Below are 24206 nucleotides of genomic sequence, written 5' to 3'. Positions count from 1 at the left end.
CATTTAGCATAAAAAACATGAAAAAAAATATCCTCGCTCTCCTACTCTTTTCCATCACCATTGCAACAGCACAAACCGACCCGCGTTTGTACGACATTATTGATGCGGTTTCGGCGGATCGTATTGAAAATGATATCCGAACGTTGGCGAATTTTGGTACGCGAAATACCTTTAGCGACACGGTTTCAGAAACACGCGGTATTGGCGCTGCCAGACGATGGATTAAGAAAGAATTCGATCAAATTTCTAGCAATTGTGACAACTGCTTGAATGTATTCTACCAAAAAGATTTTGTAACGAAAGAAGGCAATCGTCGTGTGCCAAAAGATGCGTGGGTTGTGAATGTAGTGGCGATTCAAAAAGGCACAAAATATCCAAATCGCTACGTGATTATGAGTGGTGATATTGACTCGCGCGCCAGCGATACGATGGACTTTACCACAGACGCTCCAGGAGCGAATGACAACGCTTCGGGAATGGCAGGAACTATTGAAGCTGCACGAGTATTATCGAAATATCAATTTGAAAACAGTATCATTTATGTGGGATTGTCTGGCGAAGAACAAGGATTGTTTGGCGGGCAAGGCTTGGCAAAATATGCGAAAGAGCAAGGTTGGGATATTATTGGCGTACTCAACAATGACATGATTGGAAATATTGAAGGTGTAGATGGCGTGATTGACAACCGTTCGTTCCGAATTTTCTCTGAACCTGTTCCAGCCAACGAAACTGAGCGCGAACGAAGAGCAAGACGTTTTTACGGTGGTGAAGTAGATGGTATTTCGCGACAATTGGCTCGTTATGTGCACAAGCAAACGCAAACCTACATGCCAGAAATGAACCCAATGATGATTTACCGTTTGGACAGATTTGGTCGTGGCGGACATCACCGACCGTTTAACGATTTGGGCTTTGCAGGAATTCGAATCATGGAAGCGCATGAAAATTACAATCGCCAACACCAAGATATTCGTGAAGAAAACGGCATCAAATACGGTGATGTCATTGAAGGTGTTAATTTTGATTATGCTAAAAAACTAACCGCTGTAAACGCAATTAATTTGGCGAGTTTGGCGTGGTCACCGTTGCCGCCAAAAGATGTGAAAATTGGCGGAATTGTGGAACCAAGTGCCAAATTCAAATGGTCAGCATCAGAAGATGACAACATTATTGGATATAAGATTTACTGGCGTGATACCACAGCGCCACAATGGCAACATTCGCGCTTTGTGGGCAATGTAACTGAATATACACTCAAAGGCATTGTGATAGATAATTATTACTTTGGAATCGCTTCTGTGAGCAAAAACGGTCATGAAAGTTTGATTGTCTTTCCTGCAAAAACGTTCCGATAGTATATGACGAAACACAAAGAACTCTACTTTAAAAACGAAAACGAGTGGCGTGCGTGGCTGGAAAAAAATCACGACACGTCTATAGGTGTGTATTTGATTTTTTACAAAGTAAGTTCTGATGCAGAAAGCATGCGTTGGGAAGAAGCCGTGAAAGTCGCGCTGTGTTTTGGGTGGATTGATAGTACTGTTAAAAAACTAGACGACGAACGCAGGCGACAATATTTTTGTCCACGCAAACCCAAAAGCGTGTGGAGCAAATTGAATAAAACCTACATCGTAGAATTGATTGCAGCAGGGAAAATGCACGAAAGCGGTTCGCAAAAAATGATTGAAGCTATCAAAGACGGTTCGTGGACAGCGCTGGATGATGTAGAAAACTTGATGGTTCCGAAGGATTTACAAATCGCTTTTGATGCCAATCCGACAGCATTTGAAAACTATCAAAATTTTAGTCCTTCTTATCGAAAAAGTTATTTATATTGGCTCAATCAAGCCAAACGCGAGACGACTCGCGAAAAGCGTATTACTGAAATTATTCGATTGTGTAAAGCGAATATCAAGAGTAGAAATGCCTAATGATAATTTCTTATGATTAATTCTAACGAAAGTGATAAAATAGGTCTTAAAGAAGCCATGTCTATTGGAATAGGCGGTATGGTTGGTGGAGGAATTTTTGCGGTTCTCGGACTTGCCGTTGCCTTAGCAAAAGGCGGCACGCCAATTTCCTTTCTTATTGCAGGTGGTATTGCACTGATTACTTCGTATAGTTACGTAAAATTATCCTTGAAATTTCCTGATAAAGGCGGTACTGTAAAGTTTATCAACGAAGGATTTGGTGTTGGTATTTTTAGTGGTGGCATCAACAATTTGTTGTGGGTAAGTTATATCATCATGCTCGCTTTGTATGCATCTGCTTTTGGTTCGTATGCGCCGAATTTACTACAACTTACAGGTGATACAACTATAGATTCTCATATATTTTCTTCAAGCATTATCATTCTGGCAACAGCCATCAATTATTACAGTATTAAAATAGTTGGCAAAATAGAATCGTATGCTGTTATCATCAAGCTTATTATTTTACTGTCGTTTGTAGGTATAGGAATGTTTGGACTGATTGGAAATCCGAATTTGACACAATTATCTCCCGCAAACTGGGAAGCTGCTTTCGATTTACTCACTGCTGGAATGGTTATTTTTGTAGCGTATGAAGGTTTTGAATTGATTGCCAACGCTGCGACTGATATCAAAAATCCTAAAAAAAATATTCCGAAAGCCTATTATTGGTCCATCCTTTTTGTGATTGCCTTGTATTTTGTCATTGCGACGATTACCGTAGGTTCGTTGGAATTTGATCAAATTGCCAAGGCACAAGATTATGTTTTAGCGGAAGCTGCCAAACCAATGTTAGGACAAGTTGGATTTACCATCATTACCATTGCTGCATTGATATCTACTTTTTCTGCCATCAATGCATCGCTTTATGGCGGTAGTAGAGTAAATTATGAAATTGCAGAAGAAGATGAGCTCCCTAGAGAATTTACGCATAAATTATGGAACCAACCTATTGGCTTGTTTATCACAGCAATAGCAACGCTCATTTTGGTCAATACCTTGCCTTTAGAAAGCATTTCTACGGCAGGAAGTGTTGGTTTTTTACTAGTGTTTGCGATTGTGAATTGCACAGGATATAAACTCGCAAAAAAGATTGATGGAAAAAGAAGCATTCCCTTTATTGGTGCATTATTATGTTTTGTTGCGATGATTGCATTATTGATACAGCATTTTACTGAAAAACCACTAGATGTATATATCGCCTTAGGAATTATTGTAGGCTGTTTTCTCTTGGAATATGTGTATAAGAAATCAGAGAATAAACACTAATTACTGCAAATAATGCACAATAAATGTGTTATCTAAATCGCGTTTTTCAATGCCATAACCATTGCCGCGTTTTATGGTGAAATTTAGTCTTCTATTTAACTTATTTAAGGTATTTTTTAATTCCTCAGCGGCAGCTTTGCTTTTATCGCTATAGTAAAAAATGGTGGGCGAATTCGAGAAAAAACTTGGTTTCTTTTCCCAATCTGGATATACTTTGAGATTGTAATTTTGCTTTTTAATGTATTGTGTTAAATTCCTTTTAACAACCGCATTCGGATTGTACGAGTAGAGTCGCACATAATAATTACTATTGGTATTTTTGGTTACATATCGTGACAAATCGGCTTTGGTCACGCTTTTTGTCGTATTTGGCAATGCCTCGTAACCAATTTCAATAGCTTCGCTTTTCCAATCTTTCGTGCTTGGATTGTCAAATTCTTTTACATTTTTGATGTTTACGCCAATTTGTAAAAGCGCATTCACCAATTCACGAACTTCTCCTTTTTCAACATCGGCGCCATACCAAACAGTATTTACACTTGTACGTCCGTCGTCATTAGGAACTTGTTTTAAATTTAGATTGAATTTTGGATCTTTCATCGACTGAATCAAACGTTCAATACGATTGCCATCGGCTTTGCGCTTGTAATACCGCACAATGGTATGATCCATAACATTATTGGTGATTCGGTTGAGTTTGTCTTGTGCCAAATTTACATTGTTGAGTACAACCATTTTATCGGCTTCTGGAATTTCATTTTTGTCCAGCTTTCGCTCGATAGTTGCCAATTCTTTTCGCAAGGTTTTTACCAATTGTGTAATGGAATCCGTTTGCAATGAATCTTGCATTCTTAATCGTTTGTTTTCTATAAGTTCTAGCTCATATTTGGCAATTAACTCTTCGTTCGCACGGTTTCGCTTGTCTTGTGCATAAATAATCAACGAGGCTATGACTGCTATCATTAATATCACAACAATCAATATCACATAATTATAACGTTTGTCTTTTTTACGGACGTCAGCGATGGTTTCTTCTATGGATTTATAGGTTTTCATGTGATTTTTTCTGTGTTAAATGATAATTAATCGCTTAAATTCGTCGTTGAGTTCTCTGCGCTCGGTTGGTGATAATTGTGACAAGGCATTTAGCAATCGTTGGCGTTTCAATTCAAAAACACGAATGAGCGTAATTCTGTTTTTCCGCTTTTGAATCTCTAAAAAAGGATAACTTCCAAACGCACTCGGAATCAATCCAATTAAAGAAGACGTTAAATCGTTATTGCCACTAAAGTACAGAAACAAGAACAGTCCAACACTAATCGCAATCGCACCAAAAATGATTTTATAATGAAAGTTGATACTTTGCTGATAGCCGTTTTTAGCTTCTGCAATTTCAGCTTCCGAAATAATGGTATTGATTAATTCGTCTTCGTCATTTTCTACAGCTTCTTTAGGAATGGGAGTAGCGGCAATTGCTTTTTTATTCACGATTAATTTCGGAATGTATTCATCTCCTTGATCGGTCATTGCAATGCGTGATAAGGCAATTTTAAACGAATCTTTAATCGTTCTGCCATTGAACAACGCATTGTAGAAATTTCGCGAAAAGCTAATTGCAACCTCATCAGGAATTTCGTTTTTCATCCCAATGATATAGGCAATATTTTCATTAAAATCGCCCATGCCCGACAAACTGTGACAGGTATTTAAAAACACACACTGAATATGATCGGTAAAACCCGACAACACATTGGACAGCTTTTCAATAGACACTTCTTCTTTGTAACCATCGACATCTTCCAACAGCAATTGTTCTTCCGTGTTTCCATGTCCAGAAATGTGTAGAATATTCGGTTTAATTTTTAGCAAATGATCAATCAAAAGGTCTTTGGTAACTGCGCCTCGCGACTCAAAATCGAATTTGGTTTTATCGTCACAACTGTCCAACACATCGCGTATGGCGTTTTCTTCCACATCCAAACGCAGTGCATCGCTGTCTATCGGATTGGCTTTGATAAATAATATGTTCACTTTGTTTGAAATGATCTTATAAGGTTAAATTCATACTATTGGCTTGTGCTTCCATCTGCACACTTTCGTTACTCACATTGCGCACGTTGACACGTGATAAAATAATGCGCTCTGGGTCGTTACTCTGAAACATTTCCGCCGCAGCTTCAAACGACAAACCACTCAATTTTTCAATAAAATTCACATTCACTTGATAGGTTTCTGCATCTTTAAAAGCATTGAAATGTGTAGCGCGAACAGCTTCTTCCGAGCGACTCACAGGTTTGATAATGCGTTTTTTCTGCATTTCTCGCTGTTGACTTGTTAAAAATCCTGCTCTGTGTAATTCTCCATCTTTTACATAATACACCACTTTCCAAAACAAATACGGCAAAAGTACCTTTTCACCATTTACTGTTTTTAAAAACTCAGGATCGTCTGCGCTAAAAACTGGACCGCTAAACAGGCAAATTTTCATGTTATGTTTTACCACTTCATGATGCAAAATATAATTTTCAATGCTTTTCCAAACGCCTCTGTTCAACTTGCTTACTTGCGGAACAGCATTGGTAAAATAAAAGGTTGAACGCGCTGCATTTTTAGCAGCTTCTGCGTCAATTCCCCATTGTACGTCTTCGCGTTTTGCTAAGTGTCCTTTGTCAAAATCGTTCTTTTCAGCATTGTACAACGCATTTCCCCACTGACTTTCTGCTGGAATACGCGCATCTTTCAACCAACGCTCACTTCCTTCAAAAATATGTTCTCTTTTGAGTTTATGAAAATGGTTACCATCTACATTTACGGCGGAGTAATACGGAAATTTTCGAAACGGATTTTGCAACACACTGTAATTTACATACGGTAAATAATAGTCAGAAACTACCAAGTTTGCCGTAGTGAACTTCTGTGTTTCACGATTGCCGATGCTTGGTGCTGACACAGCGTGCGTTTCGAAAAAATTGACTGAATACCCCAAAACCAGTTATATTAATGCGTTTCTAAATTATTAAATTTTAAAAGTTTACACAACTCTGTTGGTAAAAGTTTCTGTCCTTACAGTGAAACAATCAAATCTTCGTCGTTGGTGTTGTTTGGCAGATGCAAATTTGTGTCTTCCAAAAAACCGTTGGAAAATACTTGTTGCATCTCTGTAGAAAGCAATCCGTTACGATAGCTTTTCCATTCTGCTACTTTTTCGCCAAACATATCGTTGACCAAATTTGGAAATTTCCAATCGGAATTTTTTCCCCAATGAATTGTGAAAGGAATGTCGTTTTCCTGCAAAACTTCAATCATACGACGCGAATATTCGGTCAGACTCATAATTTTCCGTGATTTTTCCCATAAAACACCGTCAATTTCCAACATACAGGTTATTGGAAACTTCGTAAACCCTAGCGTGGCTTCGGTTTGCTTTACAAATCGCATGGCAAAAATTCCTGGAATCGGACCTTCTTTTTGTGTCATTTCTTCCAACACTTTATATGCTTTGGAAGAATTTGTATGATCAATTCCCACAGAACAGGCAAAGGCTGGACCTTGATATGGTGCGTCCCAAAAGGTTTCATACAACGTTCCCAAGGTTTCCTCATCAACCGCAGGCAAAATGGTTTTTCGCAATTGTTTGATGAACCACGGAATGCTTTTCGGAAATTTCTCTGAGATTTTAATCAACAAATAAATCAAGTCTTTATACAAAGACGTTTTAATCACTGGAAACGGATCAGGATACGGCACTTGATACGGTTTTTTATACATCACTTCCACCACATATTCGTTGTCATTTGTATACGGATTGATAAATACTTTGTAGTGATACGGACGCAATGGTTTTCCGTCTGCATCTACTTCGCCGTCAATTTTGAAGGTAGAATTTTTAAAATCCATGGTATCTGCCAATTGCAATGCCAAATCTTTTGGAATCTTTTTTACATAACGTTTTAATAAAAAGCGATCTTCAGCTTCAATGACAACACCGTGTATAAATCCAAACGCGCCCAATCCGACCAACGCTGCATTGAACAAATGGTCATTTCGAATAACTTTCGCCTTTATTTTCTTGGCAAAATCATCGTTCAAAGCTGGTTGGGTATGTCGCTCCAAATACACAATATCTGTAGGTTTATCACCAATAATCAAATTCAATCCAACAACATAATCTTGAATGGAACCTACATTCAATGCAGCTCCATGAACGCCTGTTGAAATACAACCTGCAATGGTTTGTCCGTTACTGGCACCACTGGTTTTAAGCGATTTTCCATGCGAACTCAATACTTCTGAAATGCGCTTGATGGTATTTCCACATTCAAAAAAGAACAAATTCTCATTGGCATAGGATGAATTTTCATGACTCAACTCTTGCGGAATTGGAATGTGAATGCTCATAAAACTATTAAAATGCATGTTGTCTTTTTGATGTGCAATATGCGACAACGACCACGCCGAACCGTAAGCTCTAAAACCTTCATTTTTATCCGCTGCTTCACGAATCAATCGTTGTATTTCTTTGGCTGCATCGTTGTAGCGGTCGTATTTAGAAAACATATTTGCTGAACCTTCCAATTCGGTAACATGCAAGGTTTTCAACGGAAAAGGTCCGTTGTTGTGCAGCGTATCCCAAGAGCTTTTTGGATGTGATTTTGTAGTAGCCATAAGATTAGTTTGTAGGTTTTAGACACACATATTTTGCTTTCACTTTGCGTTTTCTCCCAAAAGTGACAGCGCTCAACAAAATACCACCAAACGTATTGCGATATTCCATAATGTAAATTCCTTCCGAACAGTCTTTAATTAGTTTGGTAAAGTCTTTATCCGTTACTGAAATTTTAATCGTTGTATCAATTTCACGTACTTTCATATAGCGATAATAATCGGTTGCATCATTAAACGGATCGGGTTCTGGATCGCCATACACATTTTTCAATCGAACTGTATAACACGATGACAATAAACAACATACAATAACCGCAACGCAACATCTAACGAAAGTTTTATATCCTAGCTTCATAATTCCTTAAATTTTGGTAAAGTATAAAAGTAGTAGCTTTCTGATAGAATTTAAAGGGTAAAAACACCCTAAAATCATTCGTTGCCAAGTTTTTAGAACTTCCGCAAAACACCTTAACACTCTTTTAAGAAATATTAACGTGATATTGGCTAATTTAGAAGCGTAAACCTATAACCAAATGTTAAAAACCAATCTTTTTGCCCTTTTAGGACTTTTCTTGATGTGTACAACATTCGCACAAGACAAAAAAACGACAGAAAAATGGGATGTTTCCAATCCTACAGGTGACTTTAATTACAAAGACCATTCGTTCACTACCAATGAAGGAACGTGGATGAATTTAGACGTAAGTCCAGACGGAAAAATGATTGTTTTTGACATGATGGGCGATATTTATACCATTCCTATTTCTGGCGGAACAGCCAAAGCGCTACGCACAGGAATTCCATTTGAAATTCAACCACATTTCAGTCCCGATGGTACAAAAATTCTCTTCACCAGTGATGCTGGTGGCGGTGATAATATTTGGGTGATGAATGCTGATGGTTCAGATGCGAAACAAATTACCAAAGAAAACTTCCGCTTGCTCAACAATTCCACTTGGATGCCTGATGGGAATTCGTTTGTGGCGCGAAAGCACTTTACTTCAACACGTTCCTTAGGTGCAGGAGAAATGTGGCAATACCATATTACAGGCGGTTCAGGCTTGCAATTGACCAAACGTAAAAATGCGCAACAAGATGTCAACGAACCATCTATTTCACCTGATGGAAAGTATTTATATTACAGTGAAGACGTATATCCTGGCGGCTCATTCCAATACAACAAAGACCCAAATAAGCAAATCTATGTCATCAAACGCTACGATTTTGAAACGGGAAAAACAACACAAGTTACAGGCGGACCTGGAGGCGCATCGCGTCCACAAATTTCACGAGATGGTAAAAAACTCGCGTTCATCAAAAGAGTACGAACCAAATCTGTTTTATACTTGCACGATTTAGAAACGGGCGAAGAATTGCCATTGTACGATGCGTTGGACAAAGACCAACAAGAAGCGTGGGCAATATTTGGTGTATATCCGAACTTTAGCTGGATGCCAAATAATACCGAAATTGTATTTTGGGCGGATGGAAAAATTCAGAAAATTGACATTAATTCTCTAAAAGTAACCAACATTCCGTTCACCGTAAATGCAACGCTTCAAATTGCAGATGCGATTTCGTTTAAAACACCTGTGGCACCTGATGAATTTGATGCAAAAGTCATTCGACAAGCAGTCACTTCTCCTGACGGAAAAACGTTGGTATTTAATGCTGTCGGTTATTTATGGACGAAAAAATTACCCAACGGAATACCCAAACGCTTAACTTCAGGAACGGACTTTGAATTTGAACCTAGTTTTTCACCAGACGGGAAAAACATTGTATATGTTACTTGGAATGATTTGAATTTAGGTTCGGTTCGTAAAATTTCAATAAATGGCGGAAATTCTATACAATTGACCTCTGAAAAAGGAAGCTTTAGAACACCTTCTTTCTCGCCAGATGGAACACATATTGTTTACAGAAAAGAAAAAGGCAACAGCGATCAAGGGTTTACCTATGATAAAAATGCGGGTATTTACATCATGAAGTCTAATGGAAGCGATACAAAATTCGTCACTGCACAAGGAGAATATCCATTGTTTTCTGCAGATGGAACACGTATCTTTTTACAAACTGGCGGCACCTATTTTGGAAATCTCACAAAATCATTGCTTAGCGTGAATCTTCACGGAAATGACAAACGCACGCACTTTACCTCAAAATATGCAAACAGAATCGTACCAAGTCCAGACAACAAGTGGATTGCTTTTTCACAATTGCACAAAGCCTACGTTGCTCCAATGATAATTACTGGACAAACCGTAGATTTGGATAATAAAACCAAAGCCTTTCCTGTAACCCAAATCGCAAAAGATGCTGGTGTGAATTTGCATTGGTCGCCAAATAGCAAAAAAGTCATGTGGACGTTGGGCGACGAATATTTTTCGAATGACATCAAAGACAAGTTTACGTTTTTAAACAATTCGCCAGAAAAAACCACCGAAATTACCACAGAAGGCATCAAAATCAATTTGCAATTAGAAACGGACAAACCCAAAGGTCGTATTGCATTCACCAACGCGCGTATCATTACGATGGAAAATGATGAAGTGATTGAAAACGGAACCATCATCATCAAGGAAAACCGTATTGAAGCCATTGGAAAAACAAGTGATATTCGCATTCCAAGAAATGTGAAAGTCTACGACATGTCTGGAAAAACCATCATACCAGGAATGGTGGATGCACACGCACATATTGGTGCATTTCGTTATGGACTCACCACGCAAAAGCACTGGCAATTCTATGCGAATTTAGCTTTTGGCGTTACTACAGCTCATGATCCATCTGCCAATACCGAAACAGTATTTGCCTTATCGGAATTGGTTAAAAACGGAACACTCGTCGGTCCACGCCTCTACTCTACTGGATTCATTCTCTACGGAGCCGATGGCGATTTTAAAGCCGTAGTCAACAATCTAGACGACGCGCGCTCTTCTATCAGAAGAACCAAAGCGTTTGGCGCCTTATCCGTAAAAAGTTACAACCAACCACGACGAGAGCAACGACAACAAATACTACAAGCAGCACGTGAAGAAGGAATTTTTGTAGTTCCAGAAGGTGGTTCAACATTCTACCACAACATGACCATGATTATGGACGGACACACTGGTGTGGAACACAACATTCCGATTGCGCCTGTGTACAAAGACGTTTTGGAATTGTGGGGACATAGCAAAACAGGCTACACGCCTACGCTGATTGTAAATTACGGTGGTGTCAATGGAGAATACTATTGGTATCAAAAAACCAATGTTTGGGAAAACGAAAAACTCTTAAAATATACGCCAAGAAGTATTATTGATGCGCGTTCCAGACATCGTACGATGTTACCCGATGAAGAATACGAAAACGGACATGTTTTGGTGTCAAAAACGGCAAAAGCTTTGGCAGACAAAGGTGTAAAAGTAAACATGGGCGCACACGGACAATTGCAAGGATTGGGCGCGCATTGGGAATTGTGGATGATTGCACAAGGCGGCATGTCGCCAATGGAAGCCTTAAAAACGGCGACTATCAATCCTGCAGCATACATTGGCGCTGATGATGATATTGGCTCTTTAAAAGTTGGGAAATTGGCAGATTTGATCATTTTAGACAAAAATCCGTTAGAAAACATTCAAAACACAGAAAGCATTACACATACAATGATAAATGGGCGTTTATATGACACTGAAACCATGAACGAAATCGGAAACGAACCGAAAGAACGCACCAAATTCTATTGGGAAAATAATAAATACAACGCAGCATTTCCGTGGCACGAAGAATCAAATAGCTTTATGCGTCCTGGCTGTGGCTGTCATTTAGGACATCAGTAGATTTTTGATTGACGATTTTTGATTGACGATTTTGGATGTACGATTTGCGATTGATGATTGACGATTTTTGATATTTTCAAACTGTTCTCATGAGCTACGCTCGGTATCTGCGATAATGCTCGAACTGACATGTTGAATGTTGAATGTTGAATGTTGAATAAAATTAAAACTTTCAATCTTTGAATCTTTAAATTTTTCAATAAAAAAACCAAACGTCACTTCGAGTGTTTTTCCTGCACATTGAGCTTGTCGAAATGAAAGGAAAAATGTATCGAGAAGTACTTTAAAACTCAAGATATAAAATGATAAATTTTAAATCAAACTAACACAAACAACGAATTGACAAAAAACAAATAGACGAACAAAAAAAACAAACCAACCTAAAATAAAATGAAAAAACTAATCCTACTTTTACTCGCGTTTTCCGTATGGAATCTTTCTGCACAGGAATTTTCGATGGAAACCGTAAAAAACATGAAACCGCGTAATATTGGTCCTGGCGGAATGAGCGGACGTGTGACGGCTATTGATGTCGTTACAGAAAACCCTGATGTGATGTATGTCGGTACAGCTTCTGGCGGACTCTGGAAATCTACTTCAGGAGGCATCAAATGGGAGCCTATTTTTGATAAAGAAGTCACAGCTTCTGTCGGTGCTGTTGCTATTCAACAATCCAATCCAAGCGTGATTTGGGTTGGAACTGGTGAAGGAAATCCTCGAAACAGTCTCAACGGCGGTTATGGGATTTACAAATCTCTAGACGGTGGAAAAAACTGGAAACTCATGGGATTGGAAAAAACACGTCACATTCACCGTGTAATTATTGATCCAACAAATCCTGATGTCGTGTATGTAGCTGCAATTGGTTCTCCGTGGGGCGAACATCCAGAACGCGGCGTTTACAAAACTACTGACGGTGGCGAAACTTGGACTAAAATTCTATTCGCAAATAACAAAACTGGGGCGGCAGATTTGGTGATGGATCCAACAAATCCGAACAAACTGATTGCTGCGATGTGGGAACACAAACGCGATCCGTGGTTTTTCAAATCTGGTGGTGAAGGTTCTGGATTACACATCACACATGATGGCGGAAAAACGTGGAAAAAACTAACGGATAAAGAAGGATTGCCAAAAGGCGAATTGGGACGTATCGGAGTTGCCATCGCGCCAAGCAGTCCAAACATCATTTATGCGTTGATAGAAGCAAAAAAGAATGCGCTCTACAAAAGTACCGATGGCGGATTCAAATGGACAAAAGTCAATGACAAATCAGGCATTGGAAATCGTCCGTTTTATTACTCAGAAATCTATGTTGATCCACAAAACGAGAACAGACTCTATACCATTTTTACGTATGTGAATGTTTCGGAAGATGGTGGAAAAAGTTTTCGCCAATTAATGCCAGCGTATGGCGTAAGCAATGGTGTGCATCCCGATCATCACGCATGGTGGATTCATCCAAACAACGGAAAATTTATGATTGATGGAAACGATGGTGGAATGAACATTACCAAAGACCGTGGGGAAACCTGGCGTTTTATTGGGAATTTGCCTGTAGCGCAATTCTATCACATCAATGTAGATAACGAATATCCGTACAATGTATATGGCGGAATGCAAGATAACGGTTCGTGGCGCGGACCTGCGTATGTGTGGCGCGATCAAGGAATTCGCAATTCGTATTGGCAAGAAATTTCGTTTGGTGACGGATTTGACGTCGTGCCAGATAAAGACGATTCTCGTTACGGCTGGTCGATGAGTCAGCAAGGTTTTGTGTCGCGATACGATTGGAAAACTGGAAACAATTACACCGTACGACCAACGCATCCTGATCCTGATGTAAAATTACGTTTCAATTGGAATGCAGCGATTAATATTGATCCTTTTGATAATAATACCCTCTATTTTGGAAGCCAGTTTGTCCATAAAAGCACGGACAAAGGTTTAACATGGGAAGTAATTTCTCCTGATTTATCTACGAATGATCCTGAAAAATTAAAACAAGCTGAAAGTGGCGGATTAACAATGGACGCTACTGGCGCTGAAAATCACTGTACTGTTTTAGTAATAGAACCTTCTCCGCTAGAACGAAATATGTTATGGGCTGCAACTGATGACGGACGCGTTCATATCACACGAAATGGTGGACAAGAATGGACAGAAGTCACTAAAAATATCAAAGGATTGCCACAAGGAAGCTGGATTGTACAAGTGAAAGCTTCCAACAAAAAACAAGGAGAAGCGCTATTAGTTGCCAATGATTACCGACGTTTCAATTACGAACCGTACGCCTACAGAACAACCAATTACGGAAAAACTTGGGAGCGTATTGTAGATGCTTCCGATGTAAAAAGTTATACCCTTTCTATTGTGGAAGATCCTGAAAATAGAAATTTACTCTTTTTAGGAACCGATGACGGATTGTACATTTCCTTAGATGCTGGAAACAAATGGCAAAAATGGACGGCTGGCTATCCTACGGTTTCTACCAAAGACTTGGTAATTCAGCCACGTGAACACGATTTAGTAATTGGAACTTTTGGAAGAGCTGCATGGGTATTGGATGATATTCGTCCGTTGCGTGCCATTGCGAAAGATAAAAATATTCTTTCTAAAAATATTGCACTGTTTGAACCACCAACAGCGTATCAAGCAGCCTACCAACAACCTACAGGAAGTCGTTTTGGAGCAGATGCTATGTATCAAGGAAAAAACAAAGGTGCAGGCGCGATGATTTCGTATTATTTCAACAAAAAAGAAATGCCGAAATCAGCTACGAAAGACGAGAAAAAAGATGAAGAAACTGAAAAAATAGCCGATGAGAAGAAAGTTAAGTGGGATTCAATTACTTTAGAAATTTATGATAATGGAAAGTTGATTCGCACCATGAAAGACAAAGCTCCAAAAGAAAACGGAATTCACCGCTTGTATTGGGGAATGGACGAAAAAGGTGTGGACAGACCATCGAGAACGATTCGCAAACGCAGACGCGAACCAAGTGGTTTGGACGTAAAACCAGGAACGTATCAATTAAAAATGACGTATGGCGACCAGACTTCGGAAGCTTCTATCAAAGTGGCAAGCGATCCACGTTTGAATGTTTCTCAGAAAAATATTGACGAAACCTATGCGGCTGGAAAGAAACTTCAAGAGATGACGCAAACGGCTGCCGATGCGGTAAAGCAATTGGTAGAAAGTAAAAATGCCGCAACCACGTATCAAAGCACACTTAGTAAGTTAGACAAAGAAACGCATAAAGAAGCGATTACAGCATCTAAAAATATCATCAAACGCATTGATGAAGTTATTGCCTTGTACTTAGGAAAAGAGGACAAACGACAAGGAATTACACGAAATCCTGAAATCAATGTGATGCAACGTATTGGTACGGCGGGTTGGTATACAAGTTCGCGTCAAAACGGAATAACGGATACTGAACGTCAATTAATGAAGCAAGCAGAAGATGCGCTCAAAGATGCATTAGACAAAACCAATGCCTTTTTTACAGACGAATGGAATGCCTATCGCACAAAAATGGAAAAAATAGATATCAAACCATTTAAAGAAACTAAAACCATCCAACTTAAAAATTAACAACATGAAAAAACTCAGCATCCTTTGTATGTTGTGTGTGTTCTTTATTTCCTGTAAAGACGATGCAAAGTCTACAAAGAAAGATACCGCTCAATCGGTAAAGCAATATACCATTGAGCAGTTTATGGACAACGAAAGTGTGAGCGGCGGCAGTTTTTCGCCTGACAAATCAAAATTACTGGTAACGAGCAATCGTTCGGGAATTTTTAATATGTACACCATTCCGACAAGTGGTGGCGAATACACGCCAATTACGCAATCGGACAGCGCTTCTGTATACGGCGTTTCATTTTTTCCAGAAGACGAACGCATTTTGTACCGAATGGACAATAACGGCGATGAAATTTTTCACCTCTTTGTAAAAAATACGGATGGAAGCTCCAAAGAATTAACGACTACTGCTGACGCAAGAGCTTCATTTGCAGGTTGGGCAAAAGACAAAAAAAGCTTCTTTTACCAATCAAACGAGCGAGACAAACGTTTTATGGATTTGTATGAAATGGACATCGCGACGTTTACACCAAAACTCATGTACACCAACGAAGAAGGTTATAGCATTGAAAGCATTTCCGATGACAAATCGCATTTAGCACTCGGAAAAAGCTTGAATACGAACGATAGCGATTTGTTTTTGTATAATGTTGCGACCAAAAAAATGACAAAAGTGAACGAGCAGCAAAGTGCCAATAGTGCGCAAGAATTTTCAAGCGATACTTCTGCCCTTTTTTATACTACAGATGCTGATGCTGAATTTGCTTATTTGATGAAATACAACATTGCTGATGGAACGCGCGAAAAAGTTTTGGAAAAATCGTGGGACATTATGGGAAGTTATATCACTGAAGAAGGAACCTATCGTGTGACGTATATCAATGAAGATGCTAAAAACGCTATTGAAATTACCAAAACGGCTTCTGGAGAAAACTTGGCTTTGCCTGATTTTGGCAACAAAAGCATTACCAGTGTTGGTTTTTCACGAGATGAAAGCATGATGCGCATGTATGTTGGCGGTTCTAACATGCCATCAAATTTGTATGTGTACGATTTGAAAAGTAAAAAACTCACACAATTAACCAATACTTTGAATGACGAAGTCAATCCAGATGATTTGGTATCTGCAAAAGTAATTCGTTACAAATCGTTTGATGACACGGAAATTCCAGCTATTTACTATTTGCCGAAACAAGCATCGGCAACCAATAAAGTGCCTGCAATGGTTTGGGTACATGGTGGACCGGGCGGACAATCGCGTCAGTCGTTTAGCTCGTTGGTGCAATACTTAACCAATCATGGCTATGCAATTTTAGCTGTGAACAATCGCGGAAGCAGTGGTTATGGAAAAACGTTTTATCAAATGGACGATTTGAATCACGGTGAAGGCGATTTGCAAGATTGTGTAGAAGGAAAAAATTGGCTTACACAACAGCCAGAAATCGACGCGGATAAAATTGGAATCATTGGCGGTTCGTACGGTGGTTATATGACGATGGCTGCCTTGACCTACACGCCAGAAGAATTTAAGGTTGGTGTCAATATTTTTGGTGTTACCAACTGGATTCGAACATTAAGAAGCATTCCACCATGGTGGGAATCGTTTAAAGAATCTTTATACAAAGAATTAGGAAACCCAAATACGAAGGATTCCGTTCGCTTAAAGCGAATTTCACCACTATTTCACACTGATAAAGTAACAAAGCCATTAATGGTATTACAAGGAGCGAAAGATCCGAGAGTGCTTCAAGTTGAATCGGATGAAATTGTTGCAGGCGTTAAGAAAAATGGTGTTCCTGTGGAATATGTACTGTTTGAAGACGAAGGTCACGGATTCGTTAAAAAGGAAAATCAGATAGAAGCGTACAGCAAAATTCTCTTGTTTTTGGACGAATACCTTAAAAAGAAAGAAAAATTTAAAGATTAAGAAACTTATTTCGTTTGTTTTTGTTTGAATATCTGCTTACCTTGTTAAACAAATTTTTAATAACACTAATACAAAACCAAAAAATAATGAGAAAAGGAATTTTTATGATGCTTGCAGGATTGTTACTAATTACTGTAAGTTGTTCATCAAATGATAAAGAATTAACCATCAATTTAGAATCCAAAAGCGGAAGTGATGTCTCAGGAACCGTTACGTTTACTGAGGTTGAAGGAAAAGTAAAAATGGTTGCTGTGATGCAAGGTTTAGAACCTGGACCGCACGCCATTCACATTCACGAAAAAGCAGATTGCTCGTCAGCCGATGGAACATCTGCAGGTGGACATTGGAATCCGACAGCACAACCACACGGAAAGTGGAATGCACCTGAAGGATATCACAAAGGTGATATTGGAAACTTTGAAGCGGATGATGAAGGAAAAGCAGAAATGGAGTTTTCAACCGACCAATGGTGTGTTGGTTGTGATGATGATACGAAAAATATTGTTGGAAAATCCATCATTGTACACGCTGGTGTAGACGATGGAAAATCGCAACCTTCTGGAAATGCGGGTGCACGCATTAGTTGTGGCGGTATTATCAAATAATACCAATTCAATCCTAAAATGGTAAAAAAATATAAAAAATAGTATATTGATAAAGCTACTTTGAAAAAAGTAGCTTTATTTTGTATACACCTTTTTGTAATCTAACAAAACCATGAACCCATCTGCCAAAGGCTGGATTAAAAAATTACTATCCGAATTACCATCGCAAGAATCTGTGTTTCCATATTCGTTGGACGATTTGTACAACGAGTTGAAAATCTGTGGTTTTATTTACGGAACCAATTTGAAAGCCATCTTTAACAGTGTGGAAGCAAACGATTTAACACACGAAGAATTGTGTAAAGTCAACATGTTGCTAGCGTTCGATTTTGTTCATAAAAGCTATACTTCTGAGCGTAACTTTGTAGATTCGGTGACGGACTTTTACAATATTGTAGACGATTTTAAAAGTTCGTTTTTTCAGGAGTTATTTTTAGGGAAAAAGAAATCGTACGATCTGCTGGAAAGCATGATTAATAAGCGCATCGCTATTGACGATAATGTCATTACCAAAAACTTTAATTACCTTATTACCAACACCTTATTATTTGTTGATGTGTTGGCGTATGAAAAGTATTTGCAAACTGGAAAAGTCACCGATGTGTATTTACGCGATTTGGAAGCTACGATTGAAACCATCATTTTTATTGCTTTAGATGTTAAGAAAGAGAAAACCAAATACGATCAAAGTTTGATAAAGCTTTTTGAGTCTTCTTTCCGTTACGAACATCGAGAGCGTTTGCATTACGATGATGTTATTAAAAATGTGTCCAATCCGCTGACCAAATATTATATTATTGATTTGGTATGCATGACATTTTGGACCGATACAGTAATTGACGAAGACGAACAAGCATTTTTACATCAATTAGCCGTTGATTTGGAAATGCCTGATGAATTGTTGCAAAAGGCTATGGACGATATTCGTATGTTTTATGAGCAACACAAAGATGAAATCGCTTTGCTAAAGTCGCGCAACATGATTCAGAGTTTTTATGAAAACTCTAGCAGCATGGTAAAAAAGCTCATCAATCGTAATAAAAAGCGTTTGGCAACCGAATTGTACGAAAGCAAAGAATTGATGATTCTATTGACGCAATCCACCACACGCTCACTCTCGGATGAAGAGCAAAAACGTGTCAAAGAGCAATTGTTAGACATTTTTAAAAGCATTCCAAGTTTGGCAATTTTCATGTTACCTGGCGGAATGTTATTATTGCCCATCGTTATCAAATACATTCCTAATATTTTACCTTCAGGTTTTGACGACAATCGTTTGGAAGAAACGGAAGAGGACGATGCTGAGAAAAAATAATATGAACATGAGTGTTTTTTTACAAAATTATTTCTCCTCAAGAAAACAAATCGTACACCATTGAAATTTAGTTTTCTTTCTTATTCTTTGCTAAAACTTCCTATGAAGTTTATTCTTCGTCATATTGTGTAATTAGAATTTAAATAAGAGATTTCATAGGACTATTATTAGCTTTTATATAACTAAAATATTTCCTCCACAATAGGCTGTTTGTTCATTGCAGCAACCCGTAATGTGAATTTTTTTCTATGCAATGAGAGCGCATTAACATTACAAAACTATAATTATTTTATGGCAAAACCGCAGAGGGTTGGTATTTAGACTTTTATCTTTGTATGACAAATTTCCATCAATTGAACCTAGATACAACTGGTTTGATACAAATACATTTTGTAATTTATTACGTTACTAATTATTAGTATTTTACTTTATAGTAATTTATCATTTTACAGCAAAATGTATTATAAAAAAAGTGTTCGAAACAGTTGTAGTAGCAATTTTTAATATTGGCAATGCATACAAGTTGTAAGCCAGAGAGTTTAACTAATGAGGATAAAACAGAAATATTAGTTGTTAATCCTACAAATGAAGAAACTCATGAAGGAACAGGATTTAGTTACCCAGACAAAGAGCCAAATTCAGACAATCGCGGATAACGCAAAAAAACGTATACCAACATTATTAATAATATTAGGTGCTGCAATAATATTCACAGCATCTTTGGCATATACCTACTTTCCTGCAAAACCTGATACTGTTAAGAATGTTGAAAAGGTTTTTAAGCAACATGAGGAATCAACAGTCGTAGCAGTAAGCGAAGTAAACACGAGGGAAGTTAATTTTATCAAAAAGTCATTTGATACACTACCCTATCCAAAACCAACAACCCATCTTAAAAAGATCACTACCGAAGATGGATTATCCAATAATACTATTTATGCTATTTTACAGGATCAACACGATTTTATTTGGATTGGAACCAAGGATGGACTGAACAGGTATGATGGTTACGAAATAAAAAACTACCGAAATATAATTGGCGATAGCAGCAGTTTAAGCCATAATGAAATTTGGGATTTAGCTGAAGACCATAATGGTAACCTATGGATTGCCACTTATGGTGGCGGCATCAATAAATACAATCCTAAAAGTGATACTTTTAAACGTTATATTAGGACAAAACAAGACTCTCTAACCGTTGGTAAGAATCATGTTATGTCCATCTTTGTTGATTCTAAAAATAGGGTTTGGGCTGGGGATTGGTATAGCTTAAGTCTTTATAATCCATCAAAAGATAAATTTGAAACCATCCTATTCAATCCAGACCGAATATGGGAATACTCAACATATTGCATACAAGAAGACAAGAATAATAATATATGGATAGGAACTGATGGAAATGGAATTATATGTTACGACCCGATTAAGAAAAAAATTAGTAAGCATTACAGCCCAAACCATATAAATCCCACAAGTAAAATATCTGCTCCGGTTACCGCTTTTACAATAGATAAAAATAATGATCTATGGGTACGTGGAAATAGGTTTGGCATTACCTATATCAATACTAAGACAGATAAAATGTCTTTTTATGACGAGTATTACAAAAGCAATGAACCTTTATCTTATAATACTTTTTTGCATCAAAGTAAATCAGGCAGACTATTATATGGTAGAAAGGGTATTGGTGTACAATGGTTTAACCCACACCTAATAGAGCAGCATATAGACAAGGCAACAGATTTATTAAAAACACAAAAACTCATCCGTGCTGAAAAATATCAAAATTACACACCAAAAACAATCTTAGAAGATAAAGCAGGGTCATTGTGGATAGGAACTATGAAAAAAGGTGTTATTTATATTGCAGCTAACAGCAAAGCATTTCATTATACTAAAAATATTACTTCATCTTCAGAGTCGGCAAATGCTCATTCCATAAAAAAAGTTATTGAAGATAATCTTGGATTTCTATGGTTTATTGGTGATTCCTCTGGATTGGCAAGAATGGATACCAAAACAGGACAAACCTTAGGTGTTGATAAACTACTCCCTCAATTTAATACTCTAAGTACTGATATTAACTTTGAAGATATCGCAACAGATAATCGTGGAAATATCTGGGTTACTACTTTAGATTATGGATTCATTCGTATAGATCAACAAACATTGGAGTCTTCTTCTTACTATGTCATCAATAATCCTGGAACCCCTGCATTTTTAACTAAAAAAAGCAATCCTAACAATAGATTAGCTGAACTCAATAACATTATAATTACAAAAGATGGAACCCTATGTATTTCTTCTATACAAGGTGGTGGCTTGATATTCTTTCATCCTGAAAATGATATTTTTTATACCTATGCTAACATAGACGGCCCACAGGGCCCGAGATACCTTCCTGGATATTACATCAATTGTCTTTATGAGGGTCATGATGAGAAATTGTATGTTGGTTTCGCAAACGAAGGATTATATACCTTGGATAAACAAAGTGAAAAATTCGTAAAGGTTAATTATTTGAAAAGTGAAACTAACAATAAGCCAGAAAATGTATTGTCTATTTATCAGAACAATGCAGATGTGCTTTGGATAGGCACAGACAATGGTCTTTTTCAAAAAGATTTAAAAACCAAACAGGTTACTCATTACACAAAAAAAGATGGATTAAATAATAACTACATAAGTAATATTATTGGAGATGACAGCAATAATTTATGGATAACCACGAATAATGGCCTACATAAATTCAATCCAAAAACTAAACTTTTTAAAAGTTATGATTTTAATGATGGTCTGAAGCAAACAGAATACAACCGAGGAGCTTCTTTTAAAAGTGAAAAAACAGGATTAATCTATTTAGGAGGAACTGAGGGATATAACTTTTTTAATCCTGAAGAAATTACTGAGAATCCAGTTATCCCAAATATTGTTATCACAAATTTTTCTAAAAAAGATAGCATCAACAAATTTGTTACGGTCCCGACTATTAATAGTGCAAAATCAATTATTTTACCCTATCAAAATAGTGATTTCACTGTTGAATTTGCAGCTTTGGATTACACCAATCCATCATCCAATCAATATGCCTATTATTTAGAAGGGTACAATAACGATTGGGTGCATATAGAAAATAAAAGAGATATTACTTTTACCAATCTTTATGAAGGAGCCTATACACTAAGATTAAAAGGTTCTAACAATGATGGTGTTTGGAACGAGATGAAAGTTCCGTTAACACTAACAATTTTACCTCCTTGGTGGAGAACTTGGTGGGCATATCTTTTATATTTTAGTTGTGCAACAGTTTTGGTGTACTTTATATATCGTTATCGTAATGACAAATTAGAGTCTGAAAAACTTAAGGAACTGGATAGTCTAAAATCAAAACTTTTTGCCAATATCTCCCATGAGTTACGAACGCCCTTAACTTTAATCTCTGGACCTGTAAATCTTGGGCTCGATAAGTATAAGGACGATATCCCAGAAGAACTCAAAAAAATCTTAAAAACCGCTCAGAAAAACACAAAATCTCTCAATATACTCATCGATGATATTTTAGATTTATCAAAGCTGGATGCCCGTAAAATAGAACTCAAAAACAAAACCAGTAATGTTTGTGAGCTTTTTAAAAATTTAAGTGATGATTTTAAGTATTTGGCTGAACAAAAATCTATACGTTTCATCACTGACTTTTCTCAGATTAAAGATTGTAAGGTTTATATTGATGAAAGTAAGCTTCAAAAAATAATCAATAATATATTATCCAATGCCTTTAAATACACGAACGCTAATGGAACCATAGATTTTAAGGCTTCCTTGACTGCGAATCAACTTCAAATAATTATAAAAGATAGTGGTATAGGAATATCAGAAAAGGATATGCCCTTTATCTTTAATCGCTATTATCAAAGTCAGGACGCCTCTAAACCTCTTGAAGGAGGTACTGGTATAGGATTAGCTTTAGTAAAAGAGTTAGTTGGTGTAATGCACGGGACTATTACATTAAAAAGTAAAATTAATAAAGGCACTGAAGTTATGGTATTCATACCTGCTAACTCCAGTATTGAAGCAACTGAAATAAGTACACAAGAAACAAATATTCATATACAACCTGACTTAAAAGAAGATGAGGAAGTTTCTGAAATGTTGCCCACCATTAAGAGTCAAGAACATACTATTCTTGTGGTAGAAGATACTCCGGATATGCTGTATTACATAAAATCTATTCTCGCAGATTTTCAGGTGGTAACTGCAAAAAATGGTGCTGAAGCCTTGACTTTATTAAAAAGCATAACAGTGGATCTCATCATTTCTGATCTTATGATGCCTGTTATGGACGGATATAGTTTTCTTAAAACCATTAAAGCAGATAAAAAAAACTTTGATATTCCCTTTATCATATTGACAGCACTAACGGCTAATGATAAAAAACTAAAAGCGCTGACCATGGGTGCTGATGACTATCTGACGAAGCCTTTTGAACCTTCTGAGTTGATTGTTAGAGCAGAGAACCTTATTCAGCGTTATAAAATAAGGCAAGATTTTAGAGAAGAGCAATTGAGAAAATCCTCAGTCTCTCAAATCGTAAATTCAAACTTAAAAGAAGGTCACCAACATCTTGAATCTCTGGAGAATAATGAAAAAATAATTACCTCAGCTGACATAAAATTAATTGAGACTATCGCAGAAGTTATCGAAAATAATTTGGAGAATCCTGATTTTAAGCTCTCTGATTTAAGTGAAAAAGTACACTATGGACCGCGCCAAATACGAAGAAAAATAAAAAGTATTACTGGATTAACACCTAAACAATTTCAACAAGAGATTGTACTAAAAGTGGCATTAAAATTATTAGAAAACAAATCGTTTGAAAACGTTACAGCAGTAGCGCTATCTGTAGGGATAAATAATGTTACACGTTTTAATATGTTATTTGAAAAGCGATTTGGCAGAAAACCGTCGAGTTACTTGACGAAGTTTTAAGAATAGTTATTTGTTCTATGTAAAATTTTATATCTGTAAAACACAAAAGAGATAGTT

Annotated in this window: 14 protein-coding genes; 9 read left to right on the top strand and 5 right to left on the bottom strand. The window is 37.3% G+C overall.

Annotated elements, in window-relative coordinates; genetic code table 11:
• The first annotated feature begins 17 nt into the window (after positions 1–17).
• The 3 genes from C8N46_RS07745 to C8N46_RS07735 are packed head-to-tail and all read left to right on the top strand — an operon-like array spanning position 18 to position 3239.
• Positions 18–1355 (top strand): M28 family metallopeptidase, encoded by a 1338-nt coding sequence (locus C8N46_RS07745; RefSeq protein ID WP_108114313.1) that lies wholly within the window; start codon positions 18–20, stop codon positions 1353–1355.
• Positions 1356–1358: 3 nt separating this feature from the next.
• Positions 1359–1931: a YdeI/OmpD-associated family protein gene (locus C8N46_RS07740; RefSeq protein WP_108114312.1), complete on the top strand. Its 573-nt coding sequence runs from the start codon at positions 1359–1361 to the stop codon at positions 1929–1931.
• 12 nt (positions 1932–1943) lie between these two features.
• Positions 1944–3239, top strand: coding sequence for an APC family permease (locus tag C8N46_RS07735; RefSeq protein WP_108114311.1), 1296 nt, complete (start codon positions 1944–1946; stop codon positions 3237–3239).
• Here C8N46_RS07735 and C8N46_RS07730 read toward each other — a convergent pair whose 3' ends face one another.
• From C8N46_RS07730 to C8N46_RS07710, 5 genes are all read right to left on the bottom strand, one after another.
• Complete coding sequence (locus C8N46_RS07730; protein WP_108114310.1) at positions 3240–4295, bottom strand: hypothetical protein; 1056 nt, start codon at positions 4293–4295, stop codon at positions 3240–3242.
• A 15-nt stretch (positions 4296–4310) separates the two neighbouring features.
• Positions 4311–5270 (bottom strand): CHAT domain-containing protein, encoded by a 960-nt coding sequence (locus tag C8N46_RS07725; protein ID WP_158269104.1) that lies wholly within the window; start codon positions 5268–5270, stop codon positions 4311–4313.
• Positions 5271–5286: 16 nt separating this feature from the next.
• Positions 5287–6189 (bottom strand): DNA/RNA non-specific endonuclease, encoded by a 903-nt coding sequence (locus C8N46_RS07720; protein ID WP_158269103.1) that lies wholly within the window; start codon positions 6187–6189, stop codon positions 5287–5289.
• Positions 6190–6302: 113 nt separating this feature from the next.
• A complete protein-coding gene (locus C8N46_RS07715; protein ID WP_108114307.1) occupies positions 6303–7904 on the bottom strand; it encodes an FAD-binding protein in 1602 nt (533 codons plus the stop codon).
• A 4-nt stretch (positions 7905–7908) separates the two neighbouring features.
• Positions 7909–8175: a hypothetical protein gene (locus tag C8N46_RS07710; RefSeq protein ID WP_108114306.1), complete on the bottom strand. Its 267-nt coding sequence runs from the start codon at positions 8173–8175 to the stop codon at positions 7909–7911.
• 262 nt (positions 8176–8437) lie between these two features.
• Here C8N46_RS07710 and C8N46_RS07705 point away from each other — a divergent pair, with 262 nt between their 5' ends.
• The 6 genes from C8N46_RS07705 to C8N46_RS07675 all read left to right on the top strand — a co-directional run bounded on the left by C8N46_RS07705 (position 8438) and on the right by C8N46_RS07675 (position 24149).
• Positions 8438–11728 (top strand): amidohydrolase family protein, encoded by a 3291-nt coding sequence (locus C8N46_RS07705; protein ID WP_108114305.1) that lies wholly within the window; start codon positions 8438–8440, stop codon positions 11726–11728.
• A gap of 390 nt (positions 11729–12118) precedes the next feature.
• Positions 12119–15325 carry a WD40/YVTN/BNR-like repeat-containing protein gene (locus C8N46_RS07695; protein ID WP_108114303.1) on the top strand — a complete coding sequence of 1069 codons (3207 nt, stop codon included), beginning with the start codon at positions 12119–12121 and terminating at the stop codon, positions 15323–15325.
• A gap of 4 nt (positions 15326–15329) precedes the next feature.
• Complete coding sequence (locus C8N46_RS07690; protein WP_108114302.1) at positions 15330–17243, top strand: S9 family peptidase; 1914 nt, start codon at positions 15330–15332, stop codon at positions 17241–17243.
• An 86-nt stretch (positions 17244–17329) separates the two neighbouring features.
• Positions 17330–17848: a superoxide dismutase family protein gene (locus C8N46_RS07685; protein ID WP_108114301.1), complete on the top strand. Its 519-nt coding sequence runs from the start codon at positions 17330–17332 to the stop codon at positions 17846–17848.
• 112 nt (positions 17849–17960) lie between these two features.
• Positions 17961–19163: an LETM1-related biofilm-associated protein gene (locus tag C8N46_RS07680; protein WP_108114300.1), complete on the top strand. Its 1203-nt coding sequence runs from the start codon at positions 17961–17963 to the stop codon at positions 19161–19163.
• A 585-nt stretch (positions 19164–19748) separates the two neighbouring features.
• Entirely contained in the window at positions 19749–24149 is a 4401-nt protein-coding gene (locus C8N46_RS07675; protein ID WP_108114299.1) for a two-component regulator propeller domain-containing protein, read from the top strand.
• The last annotated feature ends 57 nt before the right edge of the window (positions 24150–24206 follow it).

The organism is Kordia periserrulae (assembly GCF_003054265.1).
Taxonomy (GTDB): Bacteria; Bacteroidota; Bacteroidia; order Flavobacteriales; family Flavobacteriaceae; genus Kordia; species Kordia periserrulae.
This window is presented reverse-complemented; position numbering and strand designations above follow the sequence as displayed.